Raw genomic sequence first — 13,365 nt, 5'->3', positions numbered from 1 at the left:
GGGGTGGGGTGAGGGGACCTGCCCGGGTGCCGGGCAGGCCCCGGCGGTCATTTGAGGCTGCCGATGGTGACCCCGGAGCGCCAGTAGCGCTGCATGGAAACCATCAGGAGCACCATCGGGATGGTGGAGACCAGCGCCCCGGTGATGACCAGGCCGGTCAGGTCGTACTGGCTGTCGGTCCCACGCTGGAGCCACGAGTACAGGCCGAGCATCACGGGCCACTTCTCGGCGCCCTTGAGGAACACCAGCGGCCACATGAAGGTGTTCCACGAGGCGACGAAATGCAGGAGGAAGATCGTCGCGCCGGCGGTCGAGAGCAGCCGGGACCCGATGGACAGGAAGATCCGGTACTCCCCGGCCCCGTCGATCCGCGCGGCGTCGATCAGCTCGCCGGGCACGGCGCCCTCCGCGTAGACCTTCGCGAGGTAGACGGAGAACGAGCCGAACATGCCCGGCAGGATCATCGCCCAGATCGTGTCGTACAAGCCGATCCTGGTGAACAGCAGGAAGGTCGGCACGATCAGCAGCGAACCGGGGATGAGGAACGACCCGATGATCAGCGCCATCGTGAAGCCCTTGCCGCGGTAGGAGTACTTGGCCAGCCCGTACCCGGCGGCCAGGGCGACGGCGGTGAGTCCGATCGACCCGAGGCCGGAGTACACGACCGTGTTCCACAGCCACCGGGTGAAGATGCCGTCCTGGTAGGTGAGCAGCGCGCCGAGGTTCTCGAAGAGGTTGAAGTCGGCGAACCAGAGACCGTTCGTGGAGTACAGGTCCGGGCGGTTCTTCGTGGCGGCCACCAGCAGCCACCACAGCGGGCCCACGGCGTAGAGCGCGAGCAGGACCAGAACCGCCAGGACGACCCAGCGGGACGCCCCACGTGCCTCGGACGCGGAGGAGTGAGCGGGCCTCCGGCGGGACGGCCGCGTGCGGTTGACACCCGTCCGCGGCCTCCGCGCGCCGGGGCTGCTCGCGCCGGTACCGTTCCTGCCGGGGCTGCTCGCGCCGGGGCTGCTCGCGCCGGTGCCGTTCGAATGGGTCGGGTTCGTTCGGGCCGCGCCGCTCGCGGACGCGTCCGTGGCGTTCGTTCGAGCCATGCCCCTCACGCCTCCTGCCGGTTCGTGAAGCGGTAGATGATCGCCGACGCGATGCCGACGACGAGGGCGAGGACGACCGAGAGCGCGGTGGCGTAGTTCAGGTTGCCCACCTGGAACGCCTGGTTGTAGATCATCATCGCCGGGGTGAAGTCCTTGGTGATCGTCTCCGGGGTGACCGCCCGGAACAGCAGCGGCTCGTTGAAGAGCTGCAGCGTGCCGATGATCGACAGCAGCGAGGTCAGGACCAGCGAGGCGCGGACGAACGGCACCTTGATCGACATCGCGATGCGCAGCTCGCCGGCTCCGTCGAGCCGTGCGGCCTCGAAGATCTCGTGAGGCACCGACTGCAGGGCGCCGTACAGGATGAGCATGTTGAAGCCGAGCGCCCCCCACAGCGCCATGTTCCCGATGGAGACCCAGACGAGCTCGCCGGAGTAGAAGTTCGCCTCCACCCCGAAGAGCCGGAAGAACGCGCTCAGCGGACCGACGGCGGGGCTGTACTGGAACAGCCAGATCATCGCGGCGATGACGCCCGGCACCATGTACGGCAGCAGCAGGACCACGCGGAACCGCGCCGCCGTCCGGCGCCGGGCCGCGTCCAGCAGGAGGGCGCAGGCCAGGCTCAGCGCCTGCGTCACGGGCACGACGACGATCGCGTAGACGAAGACCCGCAGCATGCCGCCCCAGAAGACGGGATCCTGGAACCCGTCGGCGAAGTTGTCCAGCCCGACGAACGACACTGTCTGGGCGCCGAAACCCAGCCCGCCGGACGACCGGCGGGCGAACACGCTCTCGCGGAGCGCCATGATCACGGGCACGACGACGAACAGGCTGAAGCCCGCCAGGAAGGGGAACGTCAGCGACGCGCCCTTCAGGGCCTGGATCCGGCGCCAGGCCATCCGGCGCCGCGTGCGAGGGGAGGGACCTGCGGCCCCGGGGCCCCTGCTCCCGGCCTCCGGCCGGGCTGATGTGGTGGTCGTGGTCGACATCGATGTCCTCCCCTCGCCGAAACCGCGCGGTCAGCTCCCGAGCGTGTAGGAGATGCCCTTGTCGTCCAGGTCGGAGGCGACGAAGCCCTGCACCGCGGCGAGCGCGTCGGCGAAGGTCTGCTCGCCGGCCACCGCCTTGCCCCACTGGTCCTGAAGCTCCGGGAACCAGGCGTCGTAGTCCGGGCCGAGCTCGAACTTGCCGATCACGTGCGCCTGGGCGTCCACGATGACGTCCGCGGCCTCGGCGTCGTCGACGAAGAAGTCGGGCGGGACGACATCGTCGGCGTACGCCGACGGGTCGGGGATCTGGGTCGGGAACCCGACCGCCCCACTCTCCTTGTTCCGGCCCGCCTCGATGCCCTCGTCCGAGGCCAGCCAGTCGACGTAGGCCATCACGGCGTCCGGATCGTCGCAGCCCACCGGCACGAAGGCCGGCGTGGTGCGACCCGGGGTGACCGGTTCGGTCGCGTCCTCGAACTGCGGGATCGCGGTGGCCGCCCAGTCACCGCCGGACTTCTTCATGTCGGTCTGGTAGCCGCCCAGCGACCACCACTGGGTGGTGGTGGACGCCATGTTGCCGGAGTCGAAGTAGGCGTACAGCGCGGGCTTGTCCTGGTAGGTCTCGTTGGACACGAGGTCGTTGTCGACGAGCTGCTGCATGATGTCAGCCGCCTTGAGGGTGCCTTCGTCGAGGAAGTTGACCACCCACCGGTCCCCGTCGATGGCGAACCACTCCGCGCCCGCCTGCTGTGCCAGGTTCATCAGCGTGCTGGGGTCCTCGCCGGCGAGGTTGGCGATGTCGACGCCGTCCTTCTTGAACTTCTTGCCGACCTCGACGTACTCCTCCCACGTCGTGGGGACGTCGAGCCCGGCCTTGTCGAACGTGGCCGTGTTGTAGATCAGGAACTGGCCGTCCGAGCCGCTGGGCAGGCCGTAGTACCGGTCGTTGACCTTGGCGGCTGCCAGTGCGCCCTCGCTGTAGATGCTCTCCGAGGGCGTCACCGAGTCGGTGATGTCCTGCGCCCAGCCGTTGACCACCATCGTCGTCAGCGGCGCGAAGCCCTGGACCAGACACGGCACGTCCTCGCCGGCCTCGAACGCGTTGCGGAAGTTCGTCTGCGTGGCGACGTTGCTGGCCTGCAGCACGTACTCGGCCTCGACGTCGTCCTGGGCCGCGTTGAACGCGTCGACGAGCTGCTCGCCGGTCTCCGCGTTCCACCCCCAGATCTCGATCGACACGGGACCGGCCGGCTCGTCCGGCCCGGTCGGCTCGGCGGCCGACCCGTCGCTGGAGCAGGCGGCCAGGCTCATGGTCGTCGCGGCGGCGACTCCGGTCGCCACCCACCGGGTGCGGTTGATCCTCATCTGCGTTCTCTCCCTCGAGACGGCCCGTGGACGAGGCCCGCCACCTCTCCGGGACGGGAAATCGTTCTCACCGGCATACGGCACCCCACCGGCGGTTCGGCGGGACAGTACTGGGATCCCCTGGCGTGCCGCTCAGCGATGAGCGGCTTCCCGGGATATCGTTATCCTACACAGGGTCGCGATCGTGACAAGGGGCCGTCATCATCTCGTGACCCGGGCTCCCCGCCCCGTCACCCGGCGAACGTGCCGCCCTGGTGCGGCTCAGCGCTGCGATCCGCCAGAACAAGGCGCTCAAGAGCCGGCGACGCCCGACCCGCCCGCGCGCCACGCCGAGGGTCCGGCGCGACGCCGCGTGTCGCGCGCACCGGCCCCGCGATCCAGGGCACCGCGGGCCCACCAGGAAAACGATCATCTGGGAAGCGGCTGCGCTTATCCTCTGTGCATGACGACGCAGAAGCGGTACCGCGCACCGGTCCTCGCCGACGTGGCGCGCGAGGCCCAGGTCTCGGTACCCACGGTCTCGCGTGTCCTGAACGGGAGCAAGTACGTCGCACCCGAGCTCGCCCAGCGGGTCCAGCAGGCGGTCAGGAGTCTGGGCTACCGGCCGAACGAGGCCGCGCGGTCCATGCGCTCGGGACGCCGGACGCTGGTATCGGTGCTGTCCGGCGCGACGGCCAACTACGGTTACGCGCGCACGCTTCAGGGGATCGAGACCGCTGCGCGACGCGCCGGGATGTCGGTGACGATCACGATGGTCGAGTCCGGCGACGACGACGTCGTCAGACGCGCCGTCGACCTCGCTCTCGCCCACCCCACGGCCGGGGCGATCGTGCTGGAGTTCGACCGCGCGGGGATCAACGCCCGGCGCATGCTGCCCGAGGGGCTGCCGGTCGTCGTCGCCGGCGGAGGCTCGCGCCGCTCCGGAGGAATCCCCGCGGCCCTGATCGACGAGCGCACCGCGGCCCGCCAGGCCACCGCCTACCTGCTGCGGCTCGGCCACCGGTGCGTCCATCACATCGCGGGGCCCACCGCCGGGAAGCACTCGGGGCGCACCGAGGGCTGGCGAGCCGCGCTCACCGACGCCGGGATCCAGGTCCCGGCAGTGATGAACGCCGAGTGGGACGCCGCGTCGGGCCACCGGTGGGGCGAGCGGATCGCCGGCCGCGACGACGTGACCGCCGTCCTGTGCGGCAACGACGAGATAGCGATCGGACTCATGCGCGCCCTGGCGGACCGCGGTGTCCGTGTCCCGCAGGACGTGTCCGTCATCGGGTTCGACGACCAGCCCCTGGTCGCGATGTGGCAGCCGTCGCTGACCACTGTCGACCAGGACTTCGAGGACCTCGGTGAACGGGCTTTCGGCCTGCTCGAACGGCTCGTCGACGGCGACGAGTCCGCCACGTCGAGCGTCGTCGTGCCGCAGCTCGTGGTCCGGGAGTCGACGGCGCCGCCGCGCGACTGACCGCCGCCCGCACCCGCCTCGGGCGAGGTGGCGCGCCACGGGCCTGGGACGCACATCCGGGGTCTGTCCAGATTCACCCTTGGGGTAATAGCGCTTTCACGCCTGGCCGATCCATCTCCCCTGATACCGAAGAAGCGGCCGGTGTGGGACCTCGTCCTCGGCCACTACCAGGGCCGGCGCGGCCTGGACGCGGCGATAGGGTCGTCAGCGGCCGGCCGAGACGATCCTGAGGAGGTGGACAGGGCCGATGTCCGAGTTCTGGCACAGCGCCGTCATGCCGCAGGTGGAGTCACGACGGTCCTGTCAGGAGGTCGCCTGCTACCGGCCGCACACGCACGAGCGCTTCTCGATCGGGCTGATCGACGCCGGAACGACGACGTTCACCGGCGCGGCGGGCGAACCGATCCCGCTGGCGGCGGGCGATGTGGTCCTCATTCCCGCCGGGCACGTCCACGCCTGCAACCCGGAACGCGGCCGCTGGGAGTATCAGATGATCCAGGCCGATCAGGAATGGGTCGCAGGCCTCCTCCCGGACGGCCCGGACGCCGGCACGCCGGGCCCGGGCGTGCCGGGCCCGGGCGTGCCGGGCCCGGGCGTGCCGGGCCCGGGCGTGCCGGGCGGCTTCCTGACCGGGATCACCGTGTTCCGGAACCTGGGCCTGCACCACCGGCTCAGTACCGTCAACGACCTGCTCTTCACCGCCACGGACAGCGAACGGGTGGCGGCCGCGTTCCGCCGCGTCCTCAGGGAGTGCGCGATGCTGAGGCCTCATCGCCGGGTCGCTCCCACAACCGACGCGGACCTCGCGGCCCGCATGGGTCCCGTCCTCGACCGGTTGCGTCACGACGAGTCGAACCCCCCGCTCGCCGAGCTGGGGGAACTGGTCGGGATGGGCAGGTACCAGCTCATCCGGGCCATGAAGCGGGCCACCGGCCTCCCACCGGTGGCGTGGCGGCAGAACCACCGCGTCATCGCCGCGCGAACGATGCTCCGTGACGGGCGATCGCCGGCGGAGACAGCGCACGCGCTCGGCTTCAGCGACCAGAGCCACTTCCACCGGGTCTTCCGTGCTCACGTCGCTGCCTCTCCGGGCGCCTATCGTCGCTGACGCAACTTCGTACAAGACCGCGCGGGCGGCAGCACCCCAGACTCGACACGATTCGTCGTCGATACCTCTGGGGCGCACATGGAGCAGTTCCTTGCCGTCGCGGTCGCGCACTTCCTCGCCCTGCTGATCCCCGGGGTGGACTTCTTCCTCATCGCCCGCACGGCGATGACCAGTGGCTGGCGGAACGCGAGCGGAGCCTGTGTCGGGATCGCCTCCGCGAACGGGATCTTCATCGCCGCGGCATTCTCCGGGCTGTCCCTGGTCTCCGACCCCGCGATCCTCCACGCCACTCAGGCGGCCGGCGGCGCCTTCCTGACCTACGTCGGGATCGTGTTCCTCCGCGCCCGGCCGAGCACCGAACTCTCCGCAGAGCCGCCGGCCGCGCGCGTCACCTGGATGAGGAGCCTGGGGTTCGGGCTGGCCTCAGGTCTGCTCAACCCGAAGAACGCACTGTTCTACGTCAGCCTTGCCGCCGCTCTCACGGATGCGACACCCGCCGCGCTGACGCTCTACGGAACCTGGATGGTCGCACTCGTGCTCGGGTGGGACCTGTTCGTCGCCGTCGTGCTCGGCTCCGAACGCGCCCTCGCAGGCCTCTCGCGGGTGCTCCCGTGGTTGACGCGCGCCGCCGGTGGCTTCCTCCTCCTGTTCGGCCTTGGGATGATCGTCGCCCTGGCCGCCCGGCCGGCATGACGACGGCGATGCCCGGGCCGGGTGTGCGGCCCTGGTATCAGACCAGCCGGCGGTATGCCGTCACCGCCGCCGTGCCGAAGACCGCCAGGAAGATACCTCCCCACAGCAGCGTCATCCCGGCCGCTCCGGCGGCCGGGCCGCCGAGCAGGAGGCCCTGGCTCGCCTCGATGGCGTGGCTGACGGGGTTGACCTCGGCCCAGGCCCGCAGCCAGCCCGGCATGGTCTCGACGGGCGCCGCCATGCTGGTGCCGAACACCAGCGGGAAGGGCAGCAGGAAGCCGACCGTCGACACCATGGTCTCGTCCCGCAGCAGCACCGCGAGCAGGACGGTCAGCCAGCTCAGCGAGAAGCCGAAGCCGATGGCGAGGGCTGCTGCGGCAAGCGCGGAGCCGAGATCCGTCTCGACGCGGAATCCGAGCAGGTATCCGACGCCGAACAGCACGACGACCGCGATGACGTAGCGGATCGCGTCGGCGAGAACGGACCCGATCAGCAGGGCGGCCCGTGGGACGGGCATGCTCCGGAACCGGTCGAAGACGCCCTTCTTCATGTCCGTGACGATGCTGAGACCCGTCGAGATCTGCCCGGCGAGCACGGTCGTGAGGACGAGGATCCCCGGGAAGAGGTACTGCAGGTACTCGCGCGTCGAACCGGCGACCGCGCCGCCGAACAGGTACACGAACAGCACCAGGAAGATCACCGGGAGGATCAGCGCGTCCAGCAGCACGCCGGGGTTGCGCCGCGTCCTGGTGAGGCTGCGGCCGGCGAGGGCCAGGCTGTGGCGCACCAGCGGCCACGGCCGGACGGTGCCCCCCTGCGAACGGCCGCCGTCGCCGCCGGATGCGGGCGATGGCGGGAGCGGGACGGTTCGGACGGCGGGTTCAGGCGTCGAGGTCATGAGATCTCCCGGAGGTAGTGGCAACCGCGGCCGCAGGGTGGCCGGTCAGCGTGAAGAAGGCCTCGTCGAGGCTGGGCAGCCGTAGCGCCAGCTCGGTGACGGGCACGTCGGCGTGCTCGAGAGCCCGCACGATGTCCGCGAACGCGTGTTCATCCGCAACCGGGGCGGTGACGACGCCGCGCACGGCCTCGACCCGGTGGCCGACGGCCCGCTCCACCACGCCGGCCGCCGTCGGCGCCTGCGCGGGATCCCGCGGCCGGACCACCACGGTCTGTCCGCCGACCTGCTGTTTCAGCCCGGCCGGTGTGTCGTGCGCGATCACCCTGCCGTGGTCGATCACCGAGATCTCGTCCGCGAGCGCATCAGCCTCCTCGAGGTACTGCGTGGTCAGCAGGACCGTGGTGCCCTCGTCGGCCAGGCCGCGGATCGTCTGCCACAGCTCCTCGCGCTTGCCGGGGTCGAGGCCGGTGGTGGGCTCGTCGAGGAACAGGATTCGTGGGGCGCCCACCAGGCTCGCTGCCAGGTCGAGGCGTCGGCGCATACCCCCCGAGTAGGTCCCGGCAGGCCGCCCGGCGGCCTCCCGCAGCCCGAACCGGTCCAGCAACCGCGCGGCGCGCGAGCGTGCCTCGGCCCGTGGCAGGTCGAACAACCGCCCGAACAGGACGAGGTTCTCGGTGCCGGTGAGATTCTCGTCGACGGTGGCGTACTGTCCCGTCAGCCCGATCGCGCGCCGCACGGCGACGGGATCACGCACGACGTCGAGCCCGTCGACGAACACCGTGCCCGCGTCGGGCCGCAGCATGGTGGCCAGGATCCGGATCGCCGTGGTCTTGCCGGCGCCGTTGGGGCCGAGCACGCCGAGCACGGTGCCCGGACGCGCCCGCAGGTCGATCCCGGCGAGCGCCGTCGTCGTGCCGAACGTCTTGACCAGGCCCTCGACCTGGATGGCGGGCCTCACGCGTCGGCTCCGTCGCCGGCCGCGCCGGATGCCGCGTCACCGGCCGGCGGGATGTTCAGGTTGCGCGCGAACACGTTCCGCGGGTCGTAGGCGCGCTTGACGGCGGTCAGGCGTTCCAGGGTGGCGGGCGGGTAGGCCGCACGCAGGTCGGCCTCGGTGTCCGAGCCCTGGAAGTTGACGTAGAGGCCGCTGCCGTGGGCGGCGACCGACCGCCAGCCGGCGAGCGCGTCGTGGACGTCGGCGTCCGTGGCGTCACCGGGGACGATGACGCCACCGACGAGAAGCGCCTCGGCGTCGCGGTGGGCGAAAGCCGTCGCGTCGGGAAGGACCCGTCCGAAGGCGCCGCCGAGGCTGCGCAGGCTCAGCATGGTGGGCCGGTCGCCGTGGTGGACGGCGACGAGGTCCTCGACGAAGGCGTCGTCCAGTGCGGGGACCAGGACGTTGCGCGCGGCCAGGCGCATGCCCGGCGGGTGGGCGGCGTCCTCGAGAATGCCGGAGTACGGGCGGGTGGTGATCGAGGTGTCGATCACGGTCCCCAGCCGGAGCAGGGGCTCGATCGCCTGCTCGGCCGCGGCGGCGACGTCGTGCAGGTCGCAGAGCAGCACCATCGCGGTCGCCGGGCGTCCGCCCATCGGGGGAACGAGCGTGAGCGTGCTGCTGAGCTCCTCGGGCGCGGAACGCATGTGGTCGCGCCAGCCGGTGAGGAGCGCGGCCGGGTCGTCGGGCCGGTAGACGATGGTGCCGAACCGCACGTCCGTGACCGGCGCGGCGACGAAGTCGAAGCTCGTGACCACGCCGAAGTTCCCGCCTCCGCCGCGCAGCGCCCAGAAGAGCCCGGCGTGCTGCTCGGAGCTCACGGTCAGGTGCCTTCCGTCGGCGGTGACCACCCGCGCGCCGACGAGGTTGTCGACGGCGAGCCCGTACCGCCGCACCATCCATCCCACACCTCCGCCGAGCGTGAGGCCACCGACGCCGACGCTGTTGGTGTCGCCGGCGGTGATCCCGAGGCCGTGCGGCGCGAGGGCGGCAGCCACCTGCCCCCAGGTCGCCCCTGCCCCGACCCGGACGATGCGGCGGCGGTTGTCGATCAGCTCGACGGCGTCCAGATGGGTCAGGTCGAGCACGATGCCGCCGTCGTTGGTGCTGTGCCCGGCAGGGCTGTGGCCGCCGGAGCGGACCGACAGCGTCCGGCCGTCTCGGGCGGCGTCCGTGACGGCGCGAGCCACCTGGCCGGGGTCGTGCGGCCGGATCACCAGCGCCGGGCGACCGGTGGCGAACATGGTGCGGCTCGCCTCGTCGTACCCGGGATCCCCGGGCACGAGGAGGTCGCCACGCGGATCGGTTCTCGGGGTCTGGATGCTCACGCCGTTCTCCTCCGGGTCTGACCGGTGCGGGGGTCGCGCCGGTCGGTGGCACCGATCCTTCGCCGAACGAGGCGCGGCGTCGTCGTCCCCGGGGAGGCATCCGTGCCTGCTGACTGGGTCGTGACCGGTGGTCGCGCCTACTGCGCCGGGAGCAGGTCACGACTACTCCCGGCGTCGGATGCGGTGCGCGCCACCACGGCCATACGCTGGGCCGATGCGTACCGACACAGGATGGCGACGCTTCCACGCCGCGGGCTGGCTGATCTCCCTCGGGGTGGCGGCCGTGGCGATCGGCGCCTGGCAGGCGTACGTGCGCGAGGTGGAGCAGCGGGCCGAGGAGGCCGAGCGCACCCGCGAGGAGACGGCCCGGCGGCGGGCGGTCGAGGAGCGCCTGCGCATCGCCCGGGAGCTGCACGACTCCCTGACCCACAGCATCTCGGTGATCAAGGTGCAGGCCGGGGTCGCCACGCATCTGGCCCGCAAGCAGGGGGACGAGCCGCTGCCCGCCCTGCTGGCGATCCAGGAGGCCAGCACCGACGCCGTCCGGGAGCTGCGCTCGACGCTGGATGTGCTGCGCCGCGACGGCGAGAGCAACGGCAACGGCCTGGAGCGCCTGAAGGTGCTGGTCGAGGGTGCGGAGGCCGCAGGAGTACCCACCACGGTCACGGTCGTCGGGGAGCGCCGGCCGTTGCCGCCCGAGGTCGACGAGGCGGCATACCGCGTGGTGCAGGAGGCGCTGACGAACGTGGGGCGGCATGCGGGCGACGGGACGGCCGCCGTCGTCCGCATCCGTTACGCCCCCCGGATGCTCGGCCTCGAGGTGGCCGACGACGGTCGCGGCGCGGACCACAGCCCTGCTCCCGGTCACGGGCTGACCGGCATGCGGGAGCGCGTGGCCGCCCTGGGCGGGCGGCTCGACGTCGGGCCGGAGCCCGGCGGCGGGTTCTCGGTCCGGGCAGAGCTGCCGCTGCCGCCCGAGGAGTGATCCGACGATGATCCGGGTGGGGCTGGTGGACGACCAGGCGCTGATCCGTTCCGGGATCCGCGCGCTGCTCGACGCCGAGGACGACCTCACGGTGGTCGCGGAGGGCGCCACCGGTGCCGACGGCGTCGGCATCGCCCGCGAGCACCGGCCCGACGTCGTGCTCATGGACGTCCAGATGCCGGTCCTGAACGGGATCGACGCCACGCGGCAGATCGCCGCCGACGAGGCGCTGGCTGATGTGCGCGTCGTCATGCTGACCAACTACGGCCTGGACGAGTACGTGTTCGACGCACTGCGTGCGGGGGCGTGCGGGTTCGTCGTCAAGGACACCGAGCCGGCGGACCTGCTGCAGGCGGTGCGGGTCGCGGTCCAGGGCGAGGCCCTGCTCTCCCCGGCGATCACGCGGCGGCTGATCAGCGAGTTCGTCGCCCGGCCGCCGGACTCGCCCTTGTCCGGCGGCGACCTGCTCACGCCACGGGAGCGTGAGGTCGTGGCCCTGGTGGCGCACGGGCTGTCCAACGCCGAGATCGCCGAACGCATGGTGCTCAGCCCGCTGACCGCGAAGACGCACGTGAGCCGCGCCATGACGAAGGTGGGCGCGCGGGACCGCGCCCAGCTCGTCGTCTTCGCCTACGAGTCGGGCATCGTGACGCCCCGCGGCACCTGACCCGGGCCGTCCGCTATTTCACCGCCCCCGAGGTGATGCCCGAGATGATGCGCCTCTGGGCGACGACGAACACCACCAGCAACGGCAGGCTCATCAGCAGCACGTAGGCGAAGATCAGGTGCCAGTTGTCCAGGTAGAGACCCGCGCTGGCGACCTGGAAGAGGTTCAGCGGCAACGTGTCGAGCCGCCCCCCGACCACGAAGAACGCGTAGAAGACGTCGTTCCAGACGTACAGGCAGATGAGGATCGTCGCGGTGGCCAGCACCGGTGCCAGGAGCGGCAGGATGATCGTGCCGAAGACGCGCAGCGGCTTGGCGCCGTCGACCCGGGCCGCCTCCTCCAGCTCCACCGGGATCGTGCGGACGAAGCCCGTGACGAAGAAGATGACGGTCGACATGTACATGCCCATGTAGACGCCGATCATGCCGACGGCGGTCCCGGCCAGACCGAGCTGACGCAGCAGCAGCACGACGGTGACCACGGCCGGAGGCAGCACGATGCCGCTGATCGCGAGCGCGTACAGCACCGCCATCAGCCGCGAGCTGCGCCGGGCCAGCACCCAGGAGGCGAGCGAGCCCAGTGCGAGGACCCCCACCACGGCGGGCACCATGACGAGCAGGCTCCCGAGGAACGCCGCGGGAACACGGCCCTGCTGCCAGACGGCCGCGAAGTTCTCGCCGTAGTGCCAGCCGGTGGGCAGGGAGAGGTTGGGGTTGAGCGCGTCGGCCTGCGTCTTGCCCGCGGTGACGACGACGATCCACAACGGCAGGCCGATGAGGAGGACGACGGCGAGCAGGGCGACCACGGGCTGGACGCGGTGCCAGGCGCCACGACGGTCGGCGGAGGGGCGCGACGGGCCGGGCGAGACGGGAGCGAGGGTCGGGGTGGTCACAGGATCTCCTCCCGCTTGCGCAGGGTCCGGATGACGGGGAACGCGAGCGCCACGACGACCACGAAGAGCACCAGGCTCATCGTGGTGGCCTGCGCGAACAGTCCCTGACCGAAGGTACGGAAGACGAAGATGTTGAGCAGTTCGGTGGTGCGGGCGGGGCCGCCTCCGGTGGTGGCCTGGACGATGTCGAACCCGTTCATCGACCCGAGCAGCGCGGTGGCGACGTTGAACGTCAGGGCGGGCGCCAGCAGGGGGAAACGGATGTCACGGAACAGGGCCCAGGCGGAGGCGCCGTCGAGCCGGGCGGCTTCGAGGACGTCCTCGTTGATGGTCTTGAGGCCGGCCAGGTAGATCAGCATGGACAGGCCCATCCACTTCCAGGCGTGGATGAGCGCCACGACGACGATCGTCCACGTCGTGCTGCCGAGCCACGGGATCGTGACCTGCTGTCCGAGCAGGCCGCCGAGGATCGAGTTCAGGGCGCCCTCCGGCTTGAGGATCGCCTGGAACACGTAGCCGACCGCCAGGGCGGACATGACGACCGGGATGAAGAACATGACGCGCGCGAAGCGGTTGACGCGGGTGTCGCGTTCGAGCAGCAGTGCCAGCAGCAGCCCGAAGAGGTTCTGGAAGATCGCCACGAGCACGGCGTAGACGAGGGTGATGCGCAGGGACGTCAGGAGCGTGCCGCTGGAGAACAGGTCCTGGAAGTTGCGCAGGCCCACGAACCCGATCTCGCTCTTGAAGCTGGACCAGTCGGTCAGCGCGTAGACGAAGTTGAAGATCGTCGGCAGGAAGAAGAACACGCCCAGGACCGCGAACGCGGGGATGAGGTACCGGGCGGGGTGATGCGTGCCCGGTCTGTTGCCTGTCTCTTATACACATCT

At 71.0% G+C, this 13,365-nt stretch carries 13 protein-coding genes; 5 read left to right on the top strand and 8 right to left on the bottom strand.

Going from position 1 to position 13,365, the window contains the following annotated elements; all coding sequences use genetic code 11:
- Positions 1-47 precede the first annotated feature (47 nt).
- The 3 genes from HGK34_RS20890 to HGK34_RS20880 are packed head-to-tail and all read right to left on the bottom strand — an operon-like array spanning position 48 to position 3,451.
- Complete coding sequence (locus HGK34_RS20890; RefSeq protein ID WP_201851103.1) at positions 48-1,097, bottom strand: carbohydrate ABC transporter permease; 1,050 nt, start codon at positions 1,095-1,097, stop codon at positions 48-50.
- Between the two features lie 5 nt (positions 1,098-1,102).
- A complete protein-coding gene (locus tag HGK34_RS20885; RefSeq protein WP_201851101.1) occupies positions 1,103-2,086 on the bottom strand; it encodes a carbohydrate ABC transporter permease in 984 nt (327 codons plus the stop codon).
- 30 nt (positions 2,087-2,116) lie between these two features.
- Positions 2,117-3,451 (bottom strand): ABC transporter substrate-binding protein, encoded by a 1,335-nt coding sequence (locus HGK34_RS20880; protein ID WP_201851099.1) that lies wholly within the window; start codon positions 3,449-3,451, stop codon positions 2,117-2,119.
- A gap of 442 nt (positions 3,452-3,893) precedes the next feature.
- On the opposite strand from HGK34_RS20880, the gene HGK34_RS20875 reads away from it, so the two are divergent.
- From HGK34_RS20875 to HGK34_RS20865, 3 genes are all read left to right on the top strand, one after another.
- Entirely contained in the window at positions 3,894-4,913 is a 1,020-nt protein-coding gene (locus HGK34_RS20875) for a LacI family DNA-binding transcriptional regulator (protein WP_201851097.1), read from the top strand.
- A gap of 247 nt (positions 4,914-5,160) precedes the next feature.
- On the top strand, positions 5,161-6,021 hold the full coding sequence (locus HGK34_RS20870) for an AraC family transcriptional regulator (protein WP_201851095.1): 861 nt from the start codon (positions 5,161-5,163) through the stop codon (positions 6,019-6,021).
- Between the two features lie 78 nt (positions 6,022-6,099).
- Entirely contained in the window at positions 6,100-6,714 is a 615-nt protein-coding gene (locus tag HGK34_RS20865) for a LysE family translocator (RefSeq protein WP_201851093.1), read from the top strand.
- Positions 6,715-6,751: 37 nt separating this feature from the next.
- On the opposite strand, the gene HGK34_RS20860 is transcribed toward HGK34_RS20865, so the two are convergent.
- The 3 genes from HGK34_RS20860 to HGK34_RS20850 are packed head-to-tail and all read right to left on the bottom strand — an operon-like array spanning position 6,752 to position 9,934.
- Positions 6,752-7,612: an ABC transporter permease gene (locus tag HGK34_RS20860; protein ID WP_201851091.1), complete on the bottom strand. Its 861-nt coding sequence runs from the start codon at positions 7,610-7,612 to the stop codon at positions 6,752-6,754.
- Positions 7,596-8,570 (bottom strand): ATP-binding cassette domain-containing protein, encoded by a 975-nt coding sequence (locus HGK34_RS20855; protein WP_201851089.1) that lies wholly within the window; start codon positions 8,568-8,570, stop codon positions 7,596-7,598. Before HGK34_RS20855 ends, HGK34_RS20860 begins: the two co-directional genes overlap by 17 nt.
- Positions 8,567-9,934, bottom strand: a complete 1,368-nt coding sequence (locus HGK34_RS20850; protein ID WP_201851087.1) for an FAD-binding oxidoreductase — start codon at positions 9,932-9,934, stop codon at positions 8,567-8,569. Before HGK34_RS20850 ends, HGK34_RS20855 begins: the two co-directional genes overlap by 4 nt.
- Before the next feature lie 214 nt (positions 9,935-10,148).
- On the opposite strand from HGK34_RS20850, the gene HGK34_RS20845 reads away from it, so the two are divergent.
- Together HGK34_RS20845 and HGK34_RS20840 are read left to right on the top strand one after the other, a co-directional pair.
- Positions 10,149-10,919 (top strand): sensor histidine kinase, encoded by a 771-nt coding sequence (locus tag HGK34_RS20845; RefSeq protein WP_201851085.1) that lies wholly within the window; start codon positions 10,149-10,151, stop codon positions 10,917-10,919.
- Positions 10,920-10,926: 7 nt separating this feature from the next.
- Positions 10,927-11,586: a response regulator gene (locus HGK34_RS20840; protein WP_201851083.1), complete on the top strand. Its 660-nt coding sequence runs from the start codon at positions 10,927-10,929 to the stop codon at positions 11,584-11,586.
- Between the two features lie 13 nt (positions 11,587-11,599).
- Here HGK34_RS20840 and HGK34_RS20835 read toward each other — a convergent pair whose 3' ends face one another.
- Positions 11,600-12,478 carry a carbohydrate ABC transporter permease gene (locus HGK34_RS20835; protein ID WP_201851081.1) on the bottom strand — a complete coding sequence of 293 codons (879 nt, stop codon included), beginning with the start codon at positions 12,476-12,478 and terminating at the stop codon, positions 11,600-11,602.
- Positions 12,475-13,284: a carbohydrate ABC transporter permease gene (locus HGK34_RS20830; RefSeq protein WP_307816150.1), complete on the bottom strand. Its 810-nt coding sequence runs from the start codon at positions 13,282-13,284 to the stop codon at positions 12,475-12,477. The genes HGK34_RS20835 and HGK34_RS20830 overlap by 4 nt, the downstream gene beginning before the upstream one ends.
- Positions 13,285-13,365 lie beyond the last annotated feature (81 nt).

This window comes from Myceligenerans indicum (assembly GCF_016742955.1).
Taxonomy (GTDB): domain Bacteria; phylum Actinomycetota; class Actinomycetes; order Actinomycetales; family Cellulomonadaceae; genus Myceligenerans; species Myceligenerans indicum.
This window is presented reverse-complemented; position numbering and strand designations above follow the sequence as displayed.

Coding starts and splice junctions, on each gene's coding strand:
- HGK34_RS20890 (WP_201851103.1), bottom strand. CDS start 1,097: ATGGCTCGAACGAACGCCACGGACGCGTCCGCGAGCGGCGCGGCCCGA.
- HGK34_RS20885 (WP_201851101.1), bottom strand. CDS start 2,086: ATGTCGACCACGACCACCACATCAGCCCGGCCGGAGGCCGGGAGCAGG.
- HGK34_RS20880 (WP_201851099.1), bottom strand. CDS start 3,451: ATGAGGATCAACCGCACCCGGTGGGTGGCGACCGGAGTCGCCGCCGCG.
- HGK34_RS20875 (WP_201851097.1), top strand. CDS start 3,894: ATGACGACGCAGAAGCGGTACCGCGCACCGGTCCTCGCCGACGTGGCG.
- HGK34_RS20870 (WP_201851095.1), top strand. CDS start 5,161: ATGTCCGAGTTCTGGCACAGCGCCGTCATGCCGCAGGTGGAGTCACGA.
- HGK34_RS20865 (WP_201851093.1), top strand. CDS start 6,100: ATGGAGCAGTTCCTTGCCGTCGCGGTCGCGCACTTCCTCGCCCTGCTG.
- HGK34_RS20860 (WP_201851091.1), bottom strand. CDS start 7,612: ATGACCTCGACGCCTGAACCCGCCGTCCGAACCGTCCCGCTCCCGCCA.
- HGK34_RS20845 (WP_201851085.1), top strand. CDS start 10,149: ATGCGTACCGACACAGGATGGCGACGCTTCCACGCCGCGGGCTGGCTG.
- HGK34_RS20840 (WP_201851083.1), top strand. CDS start 10,927: ATGATCCGGGTGGGGCTGGTGGACGACCAGGCGCTGATCCGTTCCGGG.